This is a genomic window from Hymenobacter humi, assembly GCF_042665855.1.
GTDB lineage: Bacteria > Bacteroidota > Bacteroidia > Cytophagales > Hymenobacteraceae > Hymenobacter > Hymenobacter humi.
The window spans coordinates 3,431,290-3,451,987 of the sequence record NZ_JBHTEK010000001.1; the positions used below are offsets into that span (position 1 = coordinate 3,431,290).

The 20,698-nt window shown below is 60.7% G+C and carries 19 protein-coding genes and 5 pseudogenes; 7 read left to right on the forward strand and 17 right to left on the reverse strand.

Annotation, left to right across the window (positions count from 1 at the left end; all coding sequences use genetic code 11):
• Positions 1-41 precede the first annotated feature (41 nt).
• Both rsmH and mraZ read right to left on the reverse strand, forming a co-directional pair.
• Complete coding sequence (gene rsmH / locus ACFQT0_RS19150; protein ID WP_380204745.1) at positions 42-968, reverse strand: 16S rRNA (cytosine(1402)-N(4))-methyltransferase RsmH; 927 nt, start codon at positions 966-968, stop codon at positions 42-44.
• A pseudogene (gene mraZ / locus ACFQT0_RS19155) lies at positions 965-1,437 on the reverse strand (division/cell wall cluster transcriptional repressor MraZ). The gene rsmH and the pseudogene mraZ overlap by 4 nt, the downstream one beginning before the upstream one ends.
• A 318-nt stretch (positions 1,438-1,755) precedes the next feature.
• On the opposite strand from mraZ, the gene ACFQT0_RS19160 reads away from it, so the two are divergent.
• From ACFQT0_RS19160 to ACFQT0_RS19185, 6 genes are all read left to right on the forward strand, one after another.
• Positions 1,756-2,196 carry a hypothetical protein gene (locus ACFQT0_RS19160; protein WP_380204746.1) on the forward strand — a complete coding sequence of 147 codons (441 nt, stop codon included), beginning with the start codon at positions 1,756-1,758 and terminating at the stop codon, positions 2,194-2,196.
• A gap of 144 nt (positions 2,197-2,340) precedes the next feature.
• Complete coding sequence (locus tag ACFQT0_RS19165; protein WP_380204747.1) at positions 2,341-2,664, forward strand: hypothetical protein; 324 nt, start codon at positions 2,341-2,343, stop codon at positions 2,662-2,664.
• Positions 2,628-4,034, forward strand: a complete 1,407-nt coding sequence (locus ACFQT0_RS19170) for a TonB-dependent receptor plug domain-containing protein (RefSeq protein ID WP_380204748.1) — start codon at positions 2,628-2,630, stop codon at positions 4,032-4,034. The genes ACFQT0_RS19165 and ACFQT0_RS19170 overlap by 37 nt, the downstream gene beginning before the upstream one ends.
• Positions 3,992-4,303 carry a hypothetical protein gene (locus tag ACFQT0_RS19175; protein WP_380204749.1) on the forward strand — a complete coding sequence of 104 codons (312 nt, stop codon included), beginning with the start codon at positions 3,992-3,994 and terminating at the stop codon, positions 4,301-4,303. The genes ACFQT0_RS19170 and ACFQT0_RS19175 overlap by 43 nt, the downstream gene beginning before the upstream one ends.
• A 28-nt stretch (positions 4,304-4,331) precedes the next feature.
• The gene (locus tag ACFQT0_RS19180) at positions 4,332-4,646 is read left to right on the forward strand and encodes a hypothetical protein (RefSeq protein ID WP_380204750.1); all 315 of its coding nucleotides are present in this window, start codon (positions 4,332-4,334) and stop codon (positions 4,644-4,646) included.
• Between the two features lie 82 nt (positions 4,647-4,728).
• Positions 4,729-5,109 carry a heavy-metal-associated domain-containing protein gene (locus ACFQT0_RS19185; protein WP_380204751.1) on the forward strand — a complete coding sequence of 127 codons (381 nt, stop codon included), beginning with the start codon at positions 4,729-4,731 and terminating at the stop codon, positions 5,107-5,109.
• 190 nt (positions 5,110-5,299) lie between these two features.
• Here ACFQT0_RS19185 and ACFQT0_RS19190 read toward each other — a convergent pair whose 3' ends face one another.
• From ACFQT0_RS19190 to ACFQT0_RS19255, 14 genes and pseudogenes are all read right to left on the reverse strand, one after another.
• Positions 5,300-5,965, reverse strand: a complete 666-nt coding sequence (locus tag ACFQT0_RS19190; protein ID WP_380204752.1) for a fatty acid desaturase — start codon at positions 5,963-5,965, stop codon at positions 5,300-5,302.
• Between the two features lie 73 nt (positions 5,966-6,038).
• Positions 6,039-6,368 carry a DHCW motif cupin fold protein gene (locus ACFQT0_RS19195; protein ID WP_380204753.1) on the reverse strand — a complete coding sequence of 110 codons (330 nt, stop codon included), beginning with the start codon at positions 6,366-6,368 and terminating at the stop codon, positions 6,039-6,041.
• A gap of 20 nt (positions 6,369-6,388) precedes the next feature.
• Positions 6,389-7,241 (reverse strand): annotated as a pseudogene (locus ACFQT0_RS19200) (4-hydroxy-3-methylbut-2-enyl diphosphate reductase).
• A 362-nt stretch (positions 7,242-7,603) separates the two neighbouring features.
• Positions 7,604-8,173 (reverse strand): hypothetical protein, encoded by a 570-nt coding sequence (locus ACFQT0_RS19205; protein ID WP_380204754.1) that lies wholly within the window; start codon positions 8,171-8,173, stop codon positions 7,604-7,606.
• A 142-nt stretch (positions 8,174-8,315) separates the two neighbouring features.
• Positions 8,316-9,158 carry a phytoene/squalene synthase family protein gene (locus tag ACFQT0_RS19210; protein WP_380206081.1) on the reverse strand — a complete coding sequence of 281 codons (843 nt, stop codon included), beginning with the start codon at positions 9,156-9,158 and terminating at the stop codon, positions 8,316-8,318.
• A gap of 81 nt (positions 9,159-9,239) precedes the next feature.
• Positions 9,240-10,693, reverse strand: a pseudogene (locus tag ACFQT0_RS19215) (phytoene desaturase family protein).
• 412 nt (positions 10,694-11,105) lie between these two features.
• Complete coding sequence (locus ACFQT0_RS19220; protein ID WP_380204755.1) at positions 11,106-11,657, reverse strand: sigma-70 family RNA polymerase sigma factor; 552 nt, start codon at positions 11,655-11,657, stop codon at positions 11,106-11,108.
• Between the two features lie 234 nt (positions 11,658-11,891).
• A complete protein-coding gene (locus tag ACFQT0_RS19225) occupies positions 11,892-12,176 on the reverse strand; it encodes a hypothetical protein (RefSeq protein ID WP_380204756.1) in 285 nt (94 codons plus the stop codon).
• Positions 12,140-12,790: a MerR family transcriptional regulator gene (locus ACFQT0_RS19230; protein WP_380204757.1), complete on the reverse strand. Its 651-nt coding sequence runs from the start codon at positions 12,788-12,790 to the stop codon at positions 12,140-12,142. Before ACFQT0_RS19230 ends, ACFQT0_RS19225 begins: the two co-directional genes overlap by 37 nt.
• 68 nt (positions 12,791-12,858) lie before the next feature.
• Positions 12,859-13,362 (reverse strand): fatty acid hydroxylase, encoded by a 504-nt coding sequence (locus tag ACFQT0_RS19235; protein ID WP_380204758.1) that lies wholly within the window; start codon positions 13,360-13,362, stop codon positions 12,859-12,861.
• A 125-nt stretch (positions 13,363-13,487) separates the two neighbouring features.
• Positions 13,488-14,295: pseudogene (locus ACFQT0_RS19240) on the reverse strand (enoyl-CoA hydratase/isomerase family protein).
• Positions 14,296-14,549: 254 nt separating this feature from the next.
• A complete protein-coding gene (locus tag ACFQT0_RS19245) occupies positions 14,550-16,112 on the reverse strand; it encodes a ComEC/Rec2 family competence protein (protein WP_380204759.1) in 1,563 nt (520 codons plus the stop codon).
• Positions 16,113-16,311: 199 nt separating this feature from the next.
• Positions 16,312-16,677 (reverse strand): annotated as a pseudogene (locus ACFQT0_RS19250) (DUF4131 domain-containing protein); the annotation flags it as partial.
• 268 nt (positions 16,678-16,945) lie between these two features.
• Positions 16,946-18,214, reverse strand: coding sequence for a hypothetical protein (locus ACFQT0_RS19255; protein ID WP_380204760.1), 1,269 nt, complete (start codon positions 18,212-18,214; stop codon positions 16,946-16,948).
• A 772-nt stretch (positions 18,215-18,986) separates the two neighbouring features.
• On the opposite strand from ACFQT0_RS19255, the gene ACFQT0_RS19260 reads away from it, so the two are divergent.
• On the forward strand, positions 18,987-19,925 hold the full coding sequence (locus tag ACFQT0_RS19260; RefSeq protein WP_380204761.1) for a phytanoyl-CoA dioxygenase family protein: 939 nt from the start codon (positions 18,987-18,989) through the stop codon (positions 19,923-19,925).
• A 121-nt stretch (positions 19,926-20,046) separates the two neighbouring features.
• Here the strand turns inward: ACFQT0_RS19260 and ACFQT0_RS19265 are convergent, their stop codons facing one another.
• A complete protein-coding gene (locus tag ACFQT0_RS19265) occupies positions 20,047-20,571 on the reverse strand; it encodes a GNAT family N-acetyltransferase (RefSeq protein ID WP_449272075.1) in 525 nt (174 codons plus the stop codon).
• Positions 20,572-20,698: the final 127 nt, after the last annotated feature.

Sequence of the window (20,698 nt, forward strand, 5' to 3'; positions counted from 1 at the left end):
CATTGCCTGATAAAATCAGCTCAACTGCCTTCCTGGCTGGTTCACTCGTTTCGAATCGCAACCCGCAATTTAGCACTCCGAGCTCGGCTATTTAAAGCGACTTCGGCGGGGTCGGCCTCTTCCGGCTTGCGGTTCACGGCCTCAAATGGCTTGCTTTCATTGCCAAAGAAGTCTTTTTCGACTGCCCCAAAAAACTTGCCCTTCCCAATAAAATTTTTCACCAGCCGGTCTTCCAAGGAATGGTAGCTGAGCACCACCAGCCGGCCGCCCGGCCGCAGCACCTCGGCGGTTTGCAGCAGCATCTCCTGCAGGGCCTGCATTTCCTGGTTTACCTCGATGCGCAGGGCCTGAAATACCTGGGCCAGGTACTTGTTTTCCTTGCCACGGGGCGTGCAAGGCTGAATGGCCTGCTTGAGCTCCGCGATGGTTTCGAGGCGCCGGCCGCGGCGGGCCGTGACCACCGTGTGGGCCAGGGTGCGGGCATTGGTTACCTCGCCGTACATCCCGAAGATGCGGTGCAGGTCGGCTTCCTTGTAATCGTTGAGAATATCGGCGGCGGTAAGGGGGCCGTCGGGGTCCATGCGCATGTCCAGCGGCCCGTCGAACCGGGTCGAAAAGCCCCTTTCCGGCGTATCGAACTGGTGCGAGCTTACGCCCAGGTCGGCAAGCAGCCCGTCTACCGGCAAAGTACCAAGACGCTGTAATTCAGATGCTAAATCGCGGAAATTCGCCTTTACAAAAGTAAATTGAGGGCCAGTTAACTTTTCTGCCTCGGCTTCAGCGTCCGCATCCTGGTCAAAACTGTAGAGGTGGCCGGTAGTGAGCTTTTCCAGAATGCGGGCCGAGTGCCCTCCCCCACCGAACGTCACGTCGACGTAGCGGCCGTCGGGCTGCAGGTCGAGTGCGGCCAGGCATTGGGCCAGCATCACGGGCCGGTGGTAGGCGGTATCGTTGGTGTAGTCGCTCACGCAAGGGCTCCGCCTAGCGACGGGGTTTCAACTGATAAAAACTTTTGCGCCAACTTACTAAAGCTCTGCTGGTCCTTAATCAGGAACTCATCGTAGCGGTTGGGGTCCCAGATTTCGCAGCGGTTGCCTAAGCCAACGATAATAGCTTCCTTCTCGATGCCGGCATAGCGTAACATGCTGCGGGGTAGCATGAAACGGTTAATGGTATCAAGCTCCACTTCAGTCATTCCCCGGAAGAAGTTGCGCTGAAAGTGGCGGTACTCTTCGTTGAATTCGTCCAGGGCCATCACCTTCTCGTGAATCACGCGCCAGGCCGAACGGGGGTATAGTACGAGGCATGGCTCGAAGCCGCGCACCAGCACCAGTGGCTCCCCGACTCTTCCGGTAGATTGCCCTTGACTTTGGCCGGCAGCACAAGCCGCCCCTTCGGGTCAAGCTTGCATTCGTATTCGCCGGATAGCAGGTTCATGGGCAGACACCGCCAAAGGAAAGGTGGACGGTATTAGCAAATGTACGGGAAGGCTTTCAAAAACCAACCACGATTTACCATTTCCTACCACTAATCCAATACTGCCCTTTATCTATCCTCAGGGGCCCTTTCTGAGCTGATTTCAAATGCAGCAAAAGAGAAGATTGAGCGGGCCCTTCCTGACTATACCGAAGTTACGAGGAGCTTCCACGGAAGCCAATAGACCTGACACGGATAGTTTTCTTCCCCGATTTCGTACCTCCGGTGCCTAGATTTGAATCCTACCCACCGGGCCTGAGTCGTACCTTTGTGTTCGCAATGTCACGCCATTCTCCCTTCCGTCGTTTCGTCAGCCTGCTAATGGCTGTGCTGGTGCTGGCCGCCTCGGTGGGCCTCACCGTGCAGCGGCAAACCTGCCGGATGAGCGGGCGCAGCAAAGTGGAAATATCGGTATTGAGCCAGGTCACCTTGGTAGGTTGCCAGGGTTTGCAGGCACCCAGCTTAGCCGGGGCCGATGATGAATGCTGTGACTTCAGCAGCCACCTGCACAAGGTCGCGACGCCGGTGCACAAGCTGGCGGCGAAGGTTCCGGTGCCGGCCCCATTGCTGCTGGCCTGGGTGCCCAAGCAGGTGTGGCCGGGGCAAGCCCTGGTGGTAGCGCACGCAGATGTTGAGCCGCGCTGGTTTGCCGCCGATGCTTCGCCTCCCCCACCGGGCGGGCGCGGGCTACTGGCCCTGGTCTGCACCCTCATGGTTTAGATATTCTGGAACGGGCCACGGCGTGATTGCGCGTGGCTGAGCAGCCGTTGCTTTCAACGGCAATACTTCCAGAACCATCTAGCTACCAGACGCCATGACTACTATTCGCGGGGATTCCCGCTGCTTGCATTTTTTACGTTCTTATTGGGGTGGCTGCGGCCCGGCATTGTCGGGGCACAGTCGGCCACCATTGCCCCGGTGCGGGGCGAAGTCACCGAGGCCGGCAAGGCCACTCCCCTACCCGGCGCCGTGGTGCGCTGGCTACTTGATGCCGCCGAGGCAGGAGCCCCAACCACTACCGCCATTTCCGATGCGGGAGGTCGCTTTACGTTGGCTCGGCCTGCCCGTGCGGCATCGCGGCTGGTGGTGCAGGCCCTGGGCTACGGCGCTGATACGGTGGCCGTGCCCACCACCGGCGCCCCTACCTCCGCGTGGCGCTGCGGGCTGGTCAGGAGCTGGGCGAGGTAACCGTGACAGCCCGTGGGCCCGCGTACTCGTCCATCACGCCGGCCAACGTGCAGGTGATATCGGCCCGCGACCTGACCAAATCGGCCTGCTGCAACCTGGCCGAAAGCTTCGAAACCAACGCCTCGGTAGAGGTAACGACCTCCGACGCGGTGTCGGGGGCCAAGCAGATTCAGCTGCTGGGGCTGGACGGCAGCTACTCGCTCCTCACCGTGGACAACCAGCCCGCCCTGCGTGGGCTGGCCGCTCCCTACCGGCTCGGCTATCTGGCCGGACCCTGGATTGAGAGCATTGAGATTATCAAGGGCACGGGCTCGGTGGTGAACGGCTACGAGGCCATTTCGGGGCAGGTGAACGTGAAGTTGAAAGAGCCCGACAAAACAGATCAGCTGCTGTTCAACATCTACGGCAACGACTTGGGCAAGCTCGATGTCAACCTGAACGCTTCGGCCCGCATAAACCCCAAGTGGAGCACGGTGCTGCTACTGCACTCCGACCACCTGGGCAACCGCGTGGACCGGAACGACGACAAGTTTCTAGACTTGCCTTTGGCCACGCAGTTCAACGCGTTCAATAAGTGGAAGTACATTTCGGGCACCGGCCTTGTGAGCGAAGTTGGGCTGGGCGCCTTGCGCGAAACCCGCCAGGGCGGCCAGGTGGGCTTCCGCGATACGGGCGCAGCCGACGCCTACTTCCAGCACTACGGCACCACGCAGGCCACCACCCGCTACACCGGCTACGCCAAGACTTCCTACACCTGGCCCACCCGCCCGTTCCAGAGCCTAGGCCTGTTGCTCAGCGGGACCGACCACGATTTTACTTCGGCGTATAGCCCAGCCTACTCGGCCGTACCGGCCACCAGTCCCCGCACCTACGATGGCACGCAGCGCACGGGCCTGGCCACCCTGCTTTTTCAGAGCGTGCTCGGCAACACGGCCCACGTGTACCGCGCTGGCCTGAGTTTCCTGTACGACGACTACCGCGAGGTTTTCCGGCAGGGCTACAACGACCTCACCGAAACGCCGGCCCAACGCTACGCCAACGAGCACCGCAACCGCCGGGAGCAGGTGCCCGGTGCCTTTGCCGAGTACACCTATCAGAACAGCCGCAACCTCACCTTCGTGGCCGGCCTGCGCGCCGACCGCCACAACCTCTACGGCTGGCAGGTGACGCCGCGCCTGAACGTGAAGTACGACGCCGCCAAGAACACCGTGCTGCGCGTGGCCGCCGGCCGGGGCTTCCGCGTGGCCAACCCCATCGCCGACAATGCCGCCATGCTGGCCAGCGCGCGGCAGTTCCGCATCGGCAACAACCTGCGGCCCGAGCGGGCGTGGAACGTGGGGGCAGCGCCACGCAGTACTTCACGCTGCTGAGCCGACCGGCGACGTTTGTGGTTGATTACTACCACACGGAATTCGACAACCAGGTGGTGGCCGATATGTACAGCGAGTCCCGCTACGTCATCATCGGGAACCTCGCGCCCGGCGGCCGGTCATTTGCCCGCAGCCTGCAGGGCGAGCTGCAAGTTGAGCCGCTGAAGGGTCTGCAAGTGAAGGGCGCCTACAAATACCTCGACGTGCGCACCACGTACGAAGGCAGCCTTCTGCCCAAGCCCTCACCCCCGCCCACCGGGCGTTTGTGAACCTGGGCTACGCCAGCGCCTTCGACAAATGGCGGGGCGACTTCACGGTGCAGTGGTACGGGCAGCGCCCCTGGCACACATCGCCAGCGACCACCTGCACGGCTCCGGGCAGGACTATAAACCCGAAGTTGCCCCCCGCTACGCCTTGCTCAATGCCCAGGTCACGCGGGCTTTTAAGCGGCTGGAGCTGTACGCGGGCGTCGAAAACCTGACCAACTACCGGCAGGCCAACCCCATTGAAAGTGCGTTTGCGCCCTTCGGCCCTAATTTCGACGCGGCCATGGTGTGGGGCCCGGTTTATGGCCGCCTCACCTACGCCGGCCTGCGCTACCGCATCGAGTAGCAAGCGGCTCCCAACCGCTCAACTTTTTGCGGCCGCAATTTTGTTATAGCTGCTCCCAACCAACATCTGCTAATTCCCCATCATGAAATTCCTGCTCGCTCTCCCGCTGTTTGCTTTGCTCAGCTTCAGCTCAAACGCCCAGGCACCCGCCACGCCCGCTGCGCAACCCAAAGTCGCCGGCTCGGCCACTGGCGCCACAGCCCAATTCAAGACCTCGGCCGTGTGCGACATGTGCAAGGCCCGCATCGAAAAAAGCATGGCCTACGAAAAAGGCGTGCAAAGCGCCGTGCTGGACGTGTCCACCCAAATGCTGACCATCATGTACAAGCCTGACAAAACCACGCCCGCCGCCTTGCGCAGTGCCGTGCAGAAAACCGGGTACGACGCCGACGACCAGCTAGCCGAAGCCCGGGCCTACAACCGCCTGCCCGATTGCTGCAAGAAGACCAACAAGGTTCATTAATCCAGACCACGGATTGGCGCGGATTTTAACGGATTGCACGGATTTTGTAGCCGATTAATCTTCGCGCATAAACAAGAAAGGCCACTCTATGCAGTGCCCTTTCTTGTTTCCAGATTTCGGATTAGAGACGATTCACGCCGTCTACAAAATCCGTGGAATCCGTTAAAATCCGCGCCAATCCGTGGTTCATTCACCCTTTTGCCTGCCATAAGCGCCACCAGGGCAGATACGGCTGGTCGTGGTGCTCGTAGTGGTACCCAAAAAAGTAGCAGCTCACGAAGGCCCACACGTGGTGCCGAAACTGGCTGCGCGACTTGTGCGGGTTCTCCGGGTCGTGTTCGCCCCGGTGCGGTAGGTAGGTCCCGAAGAAGAACAGCTGCAGCGTGGCCAGGATAGCCGGTACCATCCAGAAGGCAATGACATTGGCCTGTGGAAACCACAGCTTGAGCACGTTGTAGGTGATGGCCATTAGGGCCACCTGCCACCAGGTCACGTAGTTCCAGGCAAAGCGCAGGAACCATGGTAGGAACCCGGGGTGCTTGCCATCGTGAAAGTCGGGGTCGTCGTGGGTGCCCACGTGGCGGTGATGGGCGTGGTGCTTGGGCAGTTGGCCGGGAAACCAGTTGTAGGCAAACAAGCCAGCCGCAATAGTGCCAATGGTGTTGTTGAGCCGCTTGTTGGTGCTCACGAGCCCGTGCATGGCGTCATGCGCCGTGATAAACAGGCCCGTGTAGAGGTGCATTTGGAGCAGCGCGAGCAAGTAGGGCGCCGGACTGCGCCAGTTGGGCTCATAAAACGCCAGCAGGAAGGTGAGCAGCGCCGCCCAACTCACAAACACCGTTGCCGCCACGGCCACGCCCTTCGTCCCCAGCGGCGCGGGGCCACGCGGCGGGATGCAACAACGGCGGACGAGGGAGCGGCAATGGGCATTAGTCGACTACGAAAATGGTGGCGCCTACAGCGGTACTGCTGCGGTGTGCCTCGGCCCCATCGGCCACCTGGTAGCTCATGCCGGGCGTAAGAATAAATTGGCGGCCATCTTCAAGCTCCGTGGTTAGCTCACCGTTTACTACCAATAGAAAATGTCCTTTCTGGCACCAGTGGTCGGCGAGGTAGCCGGGGCTGTACTGCACCATGCGCACACGCACCGGCCCAAACTGCCGGGTTCGCCAGGTGGCACTGCCGGTGGTACCGGCGTGGTTTTCCCCGGCAACTTCGGCCCAATTCGTAACCCCAAAAGGCAAATCCGTAATCTCCATGGCAGCGCGCGGGGCGGTTTCTACAAATTTAGCAGCCGGTCGCGCACCTGCTCCATCAGCCACATGGGCGTGCTGGTGGCCCCGCAAATGCCCACCGACTGCCCCGGCTGGAACCACTCCGGCTCAATTTCGCCCACGTTGGAGATGAAGTGCGTTTGCGGGTTGGTTTCCAGGCACACGTGGTAGAGTACCTTGCCGTTGGAGCTTTTGGTGCCCGATACGAACACAATCTGGTCGAACTGCGCGGCGAAGCGGCGCAGGTCCTTGTCGCGGTTGCTCACCTGCCGGCAAATCGTGTCGTTGGCGTTCACCTGGTAGCCGCGCCCCTCCAGCTCGTTCTTGATGTTGTAAAAGCTGTTCGTGCTTTTGGTGGTCTGGCTGTAGAGCGTGATGTTGTCGGGCAGCTCGTGGCGGAGCAGGCTCGTCGAGGTTTTCGAACACCACGGCGTTGCCGCTGGTCTGGCCCAGGAGGCCCAGTACTTCGGCGTGGCCGTGCTTGCCGTAAATGAAAATCTGCTCCTTTTTGTCGTAGCTGGTCTTGATGCGGTTTTGCAGCTTAAGCACCACCGGGCAGCTGGCATCAATCAGGGTCAGGTTGTTTTCCATGGCCATCTGGTAGGTGGCCGGCGGCTCGCCGTGGGCCCGGATGAGCACGGCTTCGTCGCGCAGCTCGGCCAGCTTGTCGTGGCAGATAATGCGCAGGCCGCGGGCTTCCAGGCGCTGCACTTCCTCGTCGTTGTGCACGATATCGCCCAAGCAGTACAGGTAGCCCTGCTCATCAAGCAAGTCTTCAGCCATTTGAATGGCGTATATCACCCCAAAGCAGAAGCCGGAGTTGGGGTCGATTCGGACGCTGAGCGACAATTTCGGCATAGGCCAAGGTAACCGGCAACCCACCCGCAAGGTTGCGAAAAGTAGACTGTCCTTCCGAAAATACGTGGGCGTGGCAGGGCTTAGATTTTTAAAAGGCTTGAAATCCTTTAAACCACTGAGCTACTTGCGCTGCCGCCGCGTTGCTGTGGAGCATTGCTGCAGCCAGCAAGGCTGTGGCATCGCCCCAATTCGAGCAGCCAACTCAAGGGCCTAAGCTGCTACGCCCGAGTATTTCCGGCCAGATACGAGCGGGCCGTGTCCAAATATAAAGAATAGGAGGTAATTTTTCCTTCCTCCGCGAATCTCTATTCAGTGGGCAGCTCTCAGTCTGGCCAGGCTCAAGAGCCTAACATGGGGCTGGTTTACTCGGCTACCTTGCTCAGGCGCTGGGCCTGCTCGTCGCTCACGTGCCCGCGCTCCACCAAAAAGTTGCGCACCGTGCGGAAAGCCTCCGCATCAAGCCCAGACTTGGGGTGGCTGAGGGCGGCGTTGAGTAGCAGCTCCTTGTCTTCGTCCACGTGCTTGCTCAGGCCCAGAAAGGCCGGCAAGTTGCTTTCCACGGAAAAGCGCAGGAAGCGGATTTCGGGGTTTTTGGGGTCGAGGCCCACGGCCTGCTCAAACGTGCGCGCCGCATCCTGCACGTAAGTCATTTTGTTGAACATGGAAGCGTCGCGGGCGCGGATGGCCTCGGCGGCTCCTTTGTAGCCCAGCACCAGGGCGTCGTCGTCGTTGTAGTCGGCCAGCAGCTTGTAGAATTTCTCGCCGGCGGTTTTGTCGGCAGCGGCTTGCTCGTAGTGGCGGCGAAGAATGGTGGGGTGGTAAGGAGAAGACACGTTGGTTTTTACTGGAATGGATGAAGAAATTTTGCCTGGCGCGGGGGCCGTGGCAACGGCGTCGTACCAAACAGGGCTGCCCGTGGGCTTTTCACCCATACGTAAGTCGGCGGCCAAAGACGCCGGCCCAGCGTTAACGGTACCAAATAACAATAGCAGACTAATAATCTTCATATGGGCAAAATTACGGAGCACAACAGTAGTGCCTTGCCCTTGGGCAAAAGCCGTGCTCAAAAAATGCTCAAATGCGCGATAAGCGGTACCGGAAGTAGGAACCCAACAGTAGCAGGATTTTGGTGTTGTCGGGCACCCGCACCCGCTCGCCCAAAATCCGGGCCGCCGGCAGCTTCTTTATTTTATAAAAGAGCTTGAGGTAGTAGACGTACGCCAGGTACACGCCCAGCTTGGCGCAGCGCGGCAGCTGCACAATGCCCTCGTAGGCAGCCTCAAAATCGGCCTTGATATCAGCCTCGATTTCGTGCTTGGTGGCGTCGTTGAAGCGCTGGTACACCACGCCGGGAAAGTACACGCGGCCCCGCTCCTCGTAGTCGGACCGGATGTCGCGCAGGAAGTTCACCTTCTGAAACGCGGCGCCCAGCCGCCGGGCCGGCCCGCGCAGCCGCTCAAACATCGCATCGTCGCCGTCGCAGAAGATGCGCAGGCACATCAGCCCCACTACTTCGGCCGAGCCGTAGATGTACTCGTTGTACAAGCCGGGGTGATAGTTCTGGTCTTCCAAATCCAGGGCCATGCTGTGCAAAAAGGCCTCAATGAACTCGCGGTCGATGCCGTACTGGCGCACCACGTGCTGGAAGGAATGCAGCACCGGGTTGAAGCTCAGGCCGGTGTCCAGGGCCTCGTAGGTTTGGCGGCGAAAGTCGGCCAGCAGCGCGGCCTTGTCGTGGTCATGGAACGTGTCCACTATTTCGTCGGCCCAGCGCACAAACCCATACACGGCATACACCGGCAGGTGCAGCTTAGGGTCGAGCGTGCGGATGCCCAGCGTGAACGAGGTGCTGTAGCGCCCCGTGATGAGCTTGCTGCACGCCAGGCTGGTGTCGGTGAATAGTTTAACGTGGTCCATCATTGAATGAGGAATGAAGGATGAGGAAGGAAGAAGGAAGAATTACTGGGTCAGCAATTCTTCATTCCTCACTCTTCATTATTAATTTTCTTTTATCACCTCTGCCGCCACTACCTGCCCGGAAATCAGCGACGGCGGCACGCCCGGCCCGGGCACGGTAAGCTGACCGGTGAAATACAAATTACTGATTTTTTTGCTCTTCAAATTTGGCTTCAGGATGGCCGTTTGCTTGAGGGTATTAGCTAAACCGTAGGCGTTGCCTTTGTAGCTGTGATAGTCGGAGGTGAAGTCGCGGTGGGCGTAGCTGCGCTTGAAGACCACCGCGTCGCGGATGCTGTGGCCGCAATGCTGTTCCAGCCGGTCCATCAGCATATCGTAGTACCGCTCGCGGGTGGCTTCGTCGTCCGTGAGGTTGGTGGCCACGGGAATGAGCAGGAACAGGTTTTCCTGGCCTGCGGGCGCTACCGTAGGGTCAGTTTTGCTGGGCACCGAGGCGTAGAACAGCGGCCGGCTGGGCCACTGCGGCTGCTCGTATATCTCGCGGGAGTGCTGGTTGAAATCCTCGTCGAAGAACAGGTTGTGGTGCCGCAGCTTGTCGAGCTTCTTGTTCACACCTAAGTAGAACAGCAGCGAGGAGGGCGCCATGGTGCGCGAGTCCCAGTACTTCTCGTCGTAGTGGCGGTACTCTGGCTGCAACACTTCCTGCTCGATGTGGTGGTAGTCGGCGCCGGCTACCACGGCATCGGCCGCGAAAAAGCCGGTGGCCGTGCGCACGCCGGTGCTCCTGCCCTGCTCCACCACGATTTCCTTTACCTCCTCATTACAGCGGATTTCCACGCCCATTTCCTCGGCCAGGCGCACCATGCCTTCCACAATCTTGTGCATCCCTCCTTTCGGGTACCAGGTGCCCAGCGCCAAATCGGCATAGTTCATGAGCGAGTACAGCGCGGGCGTGTTCTCGGAAGTGGCCCCCAGAAACAGGATGGGAAACTCCACCAGCTCCAGCAGTCGCGGGTCTTTGAAGAAGCGGCGTACGTGCTTGTGCATGCTTTGCAGCACGTCCATCCGCACCATGTCCACGAGCAGCTTGGGGTCGGCAAACTCGAATAGCGAGCGGCTGGGTGCGTACACCAGGCGGTTGATGCCCACCTCGTATTTGTAGGCGGCCTGCTTGAGAAAATCATCGAGCCGGGCGGCGCTGCCGGGCTCGAAACGCTCGAACAGGTCGCGCAGCTCACTCATTTTAGCCGGGATGTCCACGGCTTCGGGCCCTTTGAAAATCACCTGGTACGACGGGTCGAGCCGCTGCAACTCGTAGTAGTCAGCCACTTTCTTGCCAAAGCGGGCGAAGTACTTGTCAAACACGTCGGGCATCCAGTACCAGGCTCGGGCCCATGTCGAAGGTGAATCCCTGAGCGCGAAACACGCGGGCGCGGCCGCCGGCACTCTCGTTTTTCGAGCACCGTGACGCGCCAGCCGGCCTGCGCCAGCGATGTGGCCGCGGCCAGCCCGGCAAAGCCGGCGCCGATAACGATGGCGTGTTTGGAGGTATCCTTCTGCAAGTGGAGATATTAAAAGTTCGGTTTAAGCGTCATGCCGAGCGGAGCCGAGGCATCTCGAATGGGGTAGTGAACCAATCGTCTGTCATGCTCAGCTTACGAAGCATCTTATCACGCCCTAACGAGCCGTCTGACGATGAGAAGATGCTTCCTTCATCAGCATGACAGACGATTGGTATTGCTCTCGTGGTAAAGATGCTTCGCAAGCTCAGCATGACAGCCGGCGTGAGCGAGATGCCTCGGCTCTGCTCGGCATGACGTTCTTTTTCGGATGACGTTCGTTATTAAACGGCAGCATCTTTTGATCAACCCGGTACAAAGTAAACCGCCGGCCCCGCGCCGCGGGTGCGGCAGCAAGGCCGGCGGCCAAGGTGTTCAGGCAAAAAGGTTAGTCCTCAACTGTTTCGGAGGTATCAGCAGCCGAGGCGCCTACCGGCGCATACACCTGCAGAGCCGATTTGAGCTCCTTGCGGGCAATGTGAATGCGGTTTTTCACGGTGCCGATGGGGATTTGCAGCTTCTCAGCAATCTCCATGTACTTGTAGCCGATGTAGTACATCATGAACGGCGTGCGGTAGTCGGTGCCCAGGCCGGCAATGGCCTCGTTGATGTCGCGCACCACAAAATCCGACGTGGCGCCGTTGTGGGTGATGTAGTTCTGGTCGGTGTTGAAATACTGGAAATACTCCGTCGAATCGATGTTGGAGCTGCGCTTGGTTATCTTGTTGTAGTTGTTGATGAAGGTGTTGCGCATGATGGTATACAACCACGCCTTCAGGTTGGTACCGGCTTTAAACTTGTCTTTGTTGAGCAGGGCCTTCAGGAGGGTTTCCTGCACCAAATCCTTGGCGTCATCAGCGTCTCGCGTCAAATTCATGGCGGCGGGCCGGAGGGTGAGCGAAATTTTCTGCACTTGCGAGGTGAATTCTAGCGAAGTCATGCTGTTTAGCTTTTCGTGGCCGATTGTTAAACAAATATACGAGCTTAAACCGAATTAGGCCACGGCCACCAAAAGAAATTTCACCGGCCCGGGCTATTTTCACTGGTTGACGCGGTAAGCTAAAAGGTAGGGCTACGCCCCCGGCCACGCACTTGCTGAATGGCCGGATTTCCTCGGGGAACGAACGCATTTACGGGCACGAACGGCCAGCGGATTGCCGCCCGCGGTGGGGCTTTAGGCCGTGGCCGGCGCCAAATTATTTTCTGTAATCATGGCCATAAAATCCGTCATCAGCGGCGGGGCCACAAAATTGGGCGGCAAAACCAGCCCTTCCTGGCGGGCCAGGTTGCCGTAGAGCACCACCCGGCCGGCGGGGCACAGCTGCTGCAGCTCCTGGGCAAACTCCCCGATGCGCGTGCGCTCGGGCTGGGTGGTGAGCACCGTCACCAAGGCATCGGGGTGGTAGAATTCGCACACCATGCTCAGCTCCTTGATGGGCATGTTCTGGCCCAGGTACAAGGTGTGCTGGCCCCGGCCCGCAGCGCGTAGTTCATGAACAGCAGCGCCACGTGGAGCTCGTGTTCGGGCAAAAACAACAGCCAACGCCGCGTCCCGGTCGAGCCCAGGGCCGGCAGCGCATCGGTGGCGGCGAGCAGCTTCTGGCGCAGCAGGTGCGAGAGCAGGTGCTCCTGCGACAGGTTCATGGTGCCGGCCAGCCACATCAGCCCAATGCGCTGCAGCAGCGGGTAGGCCACGTGCAGCATCATGTTTTCGAAGCCCAGGGTGCTGGTGGCTTCGTCAAACAGCTGGTTGATGCGAACCTCGTCGAAGGTGAGCATGGCCGCCAGCAGGGCATTCACTTGCAGGTGGTAGTCGTGGGCGTCGTTGCCGCAGGCCAGCACGGCGGCCTGCATGTCGGCGTCGCTGAGTTGAGCCACCTTCGAAATGCGCATGCCCCGGCCGCAGAGCGTGGTCACGTTGAGCAGGCGGCGCAGGTCCTCGTCGCAGTACAGGCGGATGTTGGTGGCCGTACGCACCGGCCGCAGCAGGCCGTAGCGCTGCTCCCACATCCGGATGGTGTGCGCCTTGATGCCCGAAAGCTGCTCCAGGTCGCTGATGGAGAATTGGCCCATTTTATAGTAGAAACAAGGACTCAGAAGAAAGTATAAAGCGGATAGCCACTAATTGTTTGAGGCAACTACTACCCCTGACTATTCCACAACGCTGCGGTTCTTCTCCTTTTTGTTTGCGGCTTGTTGGCGGGCCAGTGCAGGTACCTGGGCGATACCCAGAGCAGGCCAAATTCGGCCGAGCCGTCGCGCCCGCTGGTTTTGTGGTGGGTTTTGTGGGCCATGTTCAAGGCCCGCAGGTAGGTATTCTTCGATTTTTTCCAGAAGCGCAGCCGGCCGTGAATCAGCACGTCGTGCACGAAAAAATAAACGGTGCCGTAGGCCGCAATGCCCACGCCCACCCAGAACCACCAGCGCCCGCCATCGTCGCCGGTAATGAGCAGGGCCGCCGAAATGCCGCCGTAAATGAGAAAGAACAGGTCGTTGCGCTCCACCGGGTGCGGGTGCCGCACGTGGTGCGAGCGGTGCAGTACCCAGAGCGGCCCGTGCTGCACAAACTTGTGCATGAACCAGGCCCAAAATTCCATGAAGGCAAAGGTGGTGAGGGTGATGCCAGCGGCGGCCAGTATTGTCATGCGAAAGTAACCGGAGCAGGAAAGCGTTGTTTGGAAAGGACGCCGAAACGCCGCTCTGCTCCCGCCAATTTGGAGAGCAGAACGGCGTTCTGGTTTATGGGGCTACTAATAAACGAGTTTTCCCGCTACCAGCTAATCTTCTCCTTGCTCAGGAAGGCCGCGATGCCCTTGCGGCAGTCTTCCGAGCCGCGGGCTTCGGCGTTGCGCTGGGCGGCGTAGCGCAGTCCGTCTTCCAAGGCCAGGCTCGGGCAGGCGGGCCAGCATTTCCTTGGTTACTTCCATGCTATGGCCCGAGTTTTCGCGGCACAGGCGCTGGGCATAGGCGTGCACGGTGCCGGCCAGCTCTTCTTTGGTCGAGAGGAAGGTAATCAGGCCCATGTCGAGGGCCGTCTGGGCCGAAATCACGTCGCCGCTGAGCAGCAGCTGCTTGGTGCGGGCCTCCCCTATTTTGCGCAGCAAAAACACGCTCACAATGGCCGGAATGAACCCAATCTTCACTTCGGTGTAGCCAAACTTGGCCTCGGGCACGGCAAAGGTGAGGTCGCAGATGGCCGCCAGGCCGCAGCCGCCGGCCAGGGCGTGGCCCTGCACCTGCCCAATCACGACTTTCTTGAGGGTATAAATCTGGTGGAAGAGCTGCATGAGGTGGGTGCTGTCTTCCAGGTTGTCGGTGTAGCCAAAGCCCTGCAGGTCCTGAATATAGGCCAGGTCGGCGCCGGCGCAGAACACGTCGCCGGCCGCGCGCAGCACAATTACCTTGGCCGCCTCATCGGCTTCGGCAAAGTCGAACGCGTGCTTGAGCTCGGTTACCACGTCGGCGTTCAGGGCGTTGCGCTTGTCGGGCCGGTTGAGGGTGATGTAGCCGATGCGGTCCTGGGCTTCGTAGCGGATGTAGCGCAGGGCTTCGAGTTCGGGAGTAAGTAAATTTTCCATGGGAGGCGGGAACAGCGCGGGCGAAGGGTATTTCAAAGAGGTGCACCGTGGTGAAACAGTGGCATCCCTCAAGGCAATTAACGCAAATTTTTTGCCGGCGGATTATTTTACCCGGCCAGCCGAGTTACCACACTGCCGAAAGTGGTCGGGTACTGGCATATACGGTTTGATGGGCCGAGCCCGAAAACTTCAGTCCCCACAGAAAATTGAGCCGAAAAACAGCTTAACTGTAGCAATGCGAAACCAGGCGTGCCCTACTGCCGGGCCAGGGGCGGCCGGCACCGAAACGCGCCCTGCGCCGTGACGTCCCAGGTGCGGAAGCCGTGCGCCCGCAGGCTGGAATCCTGCCGGGCCACGTACCAAATCTTGCACGACGAGTCGAACACCACCCGCACCTGTGGGCCAAATACGGCCGCCACCGTCTCGGGCCTGAGGCGGGCGTTGCGGCGCAGCACCAGCACATCGAGGGGCGTGGGCCGGATGGCCGTTGAAATGCTGTTGGACACAAACCCGATGCGCAGGCCGCGCCACTGGGCCAGTACCACGGGGCCTGGCTTCAGGAACAGCCGGTCGCTGGCGCTGTCGGGGTCGGCGAGGCGCCGGACGGGAATGGCGCTGCCGCGCCAGCCCACCGAATACCTCGGGTGCTTGGCCTGGCGCTGAATGAGGCCGGGCAGCAAGCGGTAGGTGCGCTCGGTTTCGGTGAGGGCCAGCGAGTCGGGCGTCACAAACTCGGCCGCCGCGCCCCGCCAGAAGCCCACTGCCGAACGGCGCGGAATGCTGTACACGATGAATTCTTCGGTGGGCGCCACGGCCCGGGCCTCCGCTATCCGCGTGCCCGCATACACCAGCAGCAGGCCCGCCGACCACCGCAGCCAGCCCAGGCGGCGGGTGTTGGCCCAGGCCAGCAGCGCCCCAATCAGCCCAAAAAGCAGCACGGTTTGCAGGGCCGTCACGTGGATTTCGCGAATTACCCAGCCGGACATCACGCGGCTCACCCAGAAGATAAATTCATTAAAAGCCCACACCATGCCCTCGAACACCCAGGCCACGAACCGGGGCAACAAATCGAGCCACCCCTCGGCGCCGGCCGGCAGCACGGCGCTAAGCGCAGCAGCCAAGCCTTTCAGCCCCAGCAAGGCCAGCCCCACGTACACCGCGCCGCTCGAAATGGGCACGGCCACGAGGTTGGAAAACAAAAAGCTGAGCGGGAACTGATGGAAATAAAACAGCCCCAGCCCAAACGTGGCCATCTGCGCCGCCAACGACAGCGCCGTGGCCTGCCACACCAGCGTGAGAAACCAGCCGCTGCCGCGCCAGCCCCACTGCACCGCCTGGGGCTGCCAGGGCCGGCGCCGGGCATAGAAGTAGCCTTCCAGATCGAACCAGCGCACGATGCGCGGCTGTAGGTACACGATGCTGAGCACCGCCAGAAAAGACAGCTGAAAGCCGACATCGGCCACCAGAAACGGGTTGAACACCAGGAGCGCAAAGGCAGCCACGCCCAGCGTGTTGAATATCATGTCCTGCCGGCCGGTGGCCTTGCCCAGAATCACGAACGTGAACATGACCGTGGCCCGCAGCACCGACGCCGACAAGCCCGTGAGAAACGCGTAGCTCCAGATAACGGCCAGCCCTACCAGCGCCGACCAGATGCGGAACCCGCGCACCCGCCCAAACAGCACGCCCAGCAGCCACGACATGGCCGCGAACAGCAGCCCCACCTGCAGGCCCGACACCGCCATAATGTGCGTGGTGCCGGTAGCGGTGTAGGCCTGCTTGGTGGCCACATCCACGTCGTCCTTGATGCCCAGCACCAGCGCCGAAGCAATGGCATACTCGCGCCGGGCCTTGATGTAGTGCCGAAAAACGCCGTCGAGCCTGCGCGGCCGCCCGCATGCTGAGGGCCACCAGCACGTTGGGCGGCTCCACCCGCAGCACCCGGTACTGGTCGGGGTGGATGTACTGCTGGTGGTACACCTGCCGGTATTCCAGGTAGCGGCGGTAGTCGAACTCGCCGGGGTTGAGCGGGGCTTTGCTGGGGTCGGGATGGCCCCGAATGAGCCACACTTCGCCGTAGCCGGGTTGGGCTATGCTGGCCACCCGCGGCAGCGACACCCGCACCCCGCCGGTGGCCCGGCGCCAGCGGCCGGCCACGCGCACGGCCTGCACCCGCAGCGTGGTGGCATAGGTGGCGGCCCGCACCACCACGTAGTCGTCGACCACGGCCTGGTAGGACTCCACCTGCTCGGCAAAACGGTAAAGGTGGTCGGCCCGGCGGCTTTCGGTAGCACGCTGCGTGAGTGCGGCCCCGAGCACGGCTACCGCCAGCAAGGCCAGCGTGCCGGACGCATCGGTGGCGGCGGGCCGGCGCTGGCCCACGGCCCAATAAATAAACCCGGCTGCCAGTACGGTCAGGGCCGCCGCGTAGGGCCACGCTCGGGCCAGCTCTCGCCGAAGTAGAGGCAGGCCACAATGCCGGCAATCAGCGCGGGGTGTACCGCACAAAGGGAAAGCTAGCCCAGGTTATCACAGATGGCAGAAGGCGGAAGAAGAAGAATATATTGAGCTGGCAATGTAGGCTTTCGCAAAGCAACGCACTTTCTCCTAACGCTTTCCGGCAGCAAGCACTTCACACCTGTCCCTGCGATTAGCTCAACTTATGCCATTGCAGCAGTCTTTTCCTCAATGCTTTGTGCCACCCGCTTAAAAAAGGCATTCGATGGGAAGCAGCGAAGTCGCTTATCTGGTTTTGCAACACTTCCACGGCGGCGGAGTCCCCGGCCACAAGGGCAAAATGCAGCTCCACCAGCCAGATATGCACCTGGTAGTAGTCCAGGAGCCACGTGTGGGTTTCCAGACTAAACAGAAAGGCCGACCGCACAAAGCCCGGGGTGTCGCGGCCGGTGCGCAGCAGGGCCACGGCCCGGTAGGCTCGCAGCAGCTCGTTGTATACGTTGTGCTCCAGCGTCGCCAGTTCGGGAAATTCGGCCGCGGTGAACTCCAGCCACGCTAGCAGCGCCTCAAACTCACTGGTCAGGAAGAGCGCTGCGGCCACAAAGAAGTAGTAGCCCGCCGGAAACATGTTGTAGAAAGCGGGCAGCGCCTGCACCGGCATCATGACCCGGGGAACCGCCGCCGCATCGGCCTGCAAGCGAGCCAGCAGCGAAGCGGGCACCCGCCGGTCGGGGGCATCATGCCAAGTCGCCATTATTTCGGCCAGAGCCCGCCGGCCCCGCGGAAACGCGTGGGTGTCGGCCGGCACCGGCAGGGCCCGCAGGTGCGCCAGCCGTGCGCGCCAAGCGGCTTCATCTTCCGCCAGAAATTCGCCCAGAAACAGCACCGCGTGCCCAAACAGGCGGGCTTGCGCCGTGGTCTTGTGGCGCAGGTATTCGGCCACTACTTCGCCGTAAGCGCCGTTGAGGTAAGCCAGGTCCACAAACGATTCGACGAAAAACTCCTGCCCGGCGGGGTGGGCGGCCAGCCGCAGAGCCAGGTCCGTGGCGGGACCGTCGGGCGTGGCCGGCCGCGTGACGCGGCCCAGAAAGTAGCCCAGCAGCAGGCGCTCCGGGTGGGCCAGCCGGTCCATGGCCAGCAGCTCGGGAATATCGGTGGGCGCGCTCGGGGTTTTCGTGCGCACAAGGGCCGACACGGCTTCTCCAAAGGCCTCAAAATCGGCGTGGCCGGCGTAGCGCGCCAGCGTGTCGAGGGTGTAAAGGTGGAAGCCGCCTTCCTTTTCTACCAGCCCAAAAAAGCGGCGCAGCGTACTGGGGCTTATGCGCCGCCCACCGGAGCCCGCGGCTTTCTGCAGTTCGGCCTCGAGGGCATCGCAGTGGCTGGGGTAGCGCAGCGACTGCCCAAAACGGGCCGCGACGGCCTCGCGCAAGGCCGTGTGTAGTGGGGGAGTTAAACGAGGCACGGTAGATAGAAATAGGGTAGGTAATTATGCCAAAGAAAAAGAATTTCTTGGCCTTTGCACCAGGCAGTATTCCAAATAATCTTTGTTACGGTTGCTACAGCCTTTAGCTCAGCGTACTAGTGATTTTGGATATTTTGACTTCCGCCCCTACTGTTGTGCTTTGTTTTCAGTGCGGTCAGCGTAGGGCTGGCGTGTTCAGCTACTGCTTGAACTGTGGAGGGACCCGTTTCCGGTACCCCGCTGCTTCCACCAGCGTTCTGAAGCCCGCAAAATCGCGGCCCAAGTCGCGGCGGCACACCCGCACCTACGACTTCACCCCGCTTCACAAACGGTCCGGCAGCCTACTTTCCGGTTCCTGGCCGCTGAAAGTGCTGTTCTTTCCTATCTGGCTGGGTCGTAAGCTATTCCAGCGTCTTTTCAAAAAAGGCTAATAAGCTCCTGTTTGAGTTTGCTGGAACGAGGTAGCGACGCAACATTTTGCGTCTCGGCATTCGCGCCGTTAGCACAACATCGCTCAACGACGAGACGCAAAATGTTGCGGCTCTACCTGGTTTCAAAGACCAAAAAACCAGACAGCTTCTAACTCAATTCCGGATGCCTTTCCGGCCTTGAGCCGTCTGGTGGGCCGAAGTCGTTTATTTGGGTAGCGCTGGTGCTGCTAAGGTGCTTTCCTTGGCTCAAGTTGCTTATGGCCCATCGGCATTTGGCCTGACGGTTCTGCTTACAGATTCGGCTCGGCGCTATCTTGGCACTTCAAACAGTGCCGCTGCCCATGCTTTCCCTCCTGCGCCGCCTCAAGCTCAGCTACTCCGTCTACAACGTGTTCCAGCGGCGCAAGCTGGTGCACAACCAGGCGCTGTACCAGCGGCTTGGGCTAAACAAGCGCTACTTCTCGCCCATCAGCAGTCGCGACTTTGCGCACCTGCCGCCCGCTGCCGGCCTGCCGCCGGTACCGCCCCTGGCCGCACGGCTGGCCGGCAGTGCCGCCTTCCTTGCTTTACCGCCCGAAAGCCAGGCCAGCCTGCTAGCCTTTGAAGACAACGGGTTTGCCATTCTGCCCGGCTTTTTCCCCGCCGAAGCAGTCGATGGCATCAATCAGGAGCTGGCCGGCCTCGTTGCCAGCAAGCAGGTCAATCTGCGCTACCGCAACAAGTTCATGTTTGCCTTCCGGAAATCGGCGCGTATCCGTGCGGCCGGGGAAGGCGCGCTGCGGGCACTGGTCGCGGCCTTGCTCGGGCACGAAGCCACACTGTTTCAGAGCATCAACTTCCTGAAAGGCAGCGAGCAGCGTACGCACTCCGACAGCATTCACATGAGCACATTTCCGCTGGGCGGTTTGGCAGCCGCATGGGTGGCCCTGGAAGACATCACCCCCGACAACGGCCCCCTGCACTACTACCCCGGCAGCCACCGCCTGCCGTACTACCTCAACGCTGACTACGCCAACGAAGGCACCTCCTGGCTCAACGGCGACAAAGAGTACACCCAGTACGAGGCCACCATTGCCCGCAAGATTGCCGAGACCGGCCTTGAGAAGCAGATTTTCCTGGCCCGCAAAGGCGATGTTTTCATCTGGCACGCCAACCTCATGCACGGCGGCGAGCCTCACCTGGACAAAGCGCAAACCCGCAAAAGCATGGTGTTCCATTACTTCAGCCGAGCGCACATCTGCTACCACGAAATCACGCAGCGCCCAGCGTTGCTGGGGTAGCGGAGAGTGTTTTTTGTTACTGCACGTCCGGGACCTCACCCCGGCCCCTCTCCAAAAGAGAGGGGTGCCTGACGTTATAGTAATCGAATGAAAAGGCCCGGCTCAATTGAGCCGGGCCTTGCTATCTTGAAATTAAGCTAACCCCTGTGCCTTGGCTCCCCTCTCTTTTGGAGAGGGGACGGGGGTGAGGTTCCACGGGTTGAGCTAACCCGCTACCCCAGCACCATTTTATAGTGCTGGATATTAGCCTCCTCGAACATCTCACCTTCTTTCCGGAAGCCGTGCCGCTCGTAGAACGGAACGGCGCGCGCTGCGCATTCAAATACACTTCCGCGTCGGGAATCTCGGCTTTAACGTCGGTCAGCACGGCGTGAAGCAGCGCGGCACCAATCTCCTGGTTGCGGAAATCAGATAGCACCGCAAAGCGCTCCAGCTTCACGCCGTTGTCGGTTTGGCGCCAGCGGGCGGCGCCGGCGGGCGTGCCATCGGCAGCGCGGGCCAGGTAGTGGCGGGCATCGGTGCGGTCGTGCTCGTCGTGCTCTTTGGAGGCGGGCACGCCTTGCTCCTGCTGAAATACTTTTTCGCGAATGGTAAAGGCAGCGTCGAGGTCACGCAGGTCGGTGATGCGGTAGGCAGTTGCAGACATAAGGCGGAGGGGTTAAAAATTTGTCATCCTGAGCACAACGAGAGACCTTATCAGCTTGAACGACAATTGTTCAGCCGTAATAAGGTCCTTCGCTGCGCTCAGGATGACGGACGTTGAAATTAACAGC

Excerpts from the sequence above, each read along its gene's own strand:
- ACFQT0_RS19160 (WP_380204746.1), top strand. The coding sequence starts at position 1,756 with ATGTCACGCCATTCTCCCTTCCGTCGTTTCGTCAGCCTGCTAATGGCT.
- ACFQT0_RS19180 (WP_380204750.1), top strand. The coding sequence starts at position 4,332 with ATGGCGGGGCGACTTCACGGTGCAGTGGTACGGGCAGCGCCCCTGGCA.
- ACFQT0_RS19185 (WP_380204751.1), top strand. The coding sequence starts at position 4,729 with ATGAAATTCCTGCTCGCTCTCCCGCTGTTTGCTTTGCTCAGCTTCAGC.
- ACFQT0_RS19195 (WP_380204753.1), bottom strand. The coding sequence starts at position 6,368 with ATGGAGATTACGGATTTGCCTTTTGGGGTTACGAATTGGGCCGAAGTT.
- ACFQT0_RS19205 (WP_380204754.1), bottom strand. The coding sequence starts at position 8,173 with ATGGGTGAAAAGCCCACGGGCAGCCCTGTTTGGTACGACGCCGTTGCC.
- ACFQT0_RS19210 (WP_380206081.1), bottom strand. The coding sequence starts at position 9,158 with ATGGACCACGTTAAACTATTCACCGACACCAGCCTGGCGTGCAGCAAG.
- ACFQT0_RS19220 (WP_380204755.1), bottom strand. The coding sequence starts at position 11,657 with ATGACTTCGCTAGAATTCACCTCGCAAGTGCAGAAAATTTCGCTCACC.
- ACFQT0_RS19230 (WP_380204757.1), bottom strand. The coding sequence starts at position 12,790 with ATGGGCCAATTCTCCATCAGCGACCTGGAGCAGCTTTCGGGCATCAAG.
- ACFQT0_RS19235 (WP_380204758.1), bottom strand. The coding sequence starts at position 13,362 with ATGACAATACTGGCCGCCGCTGGCATCACCCTCACCACCTTTGCCTTC.
- ACFQT0_RS19260 (WP_380204761.1), top strand. The coding sequence starts at position 18,987 with ATGCTTTCCCTCCTGCGCCGCCTCAAGCTCAGCTACTCCGTCTACAAC.
- ACFQT0_RS19265 (WP_449272075.1), bottom strand. The coding sequence starts at position 20,571 with ATGTCTGCAACTGCCTACCGCATCACCGACCTGCGTGACCTCGACGCT.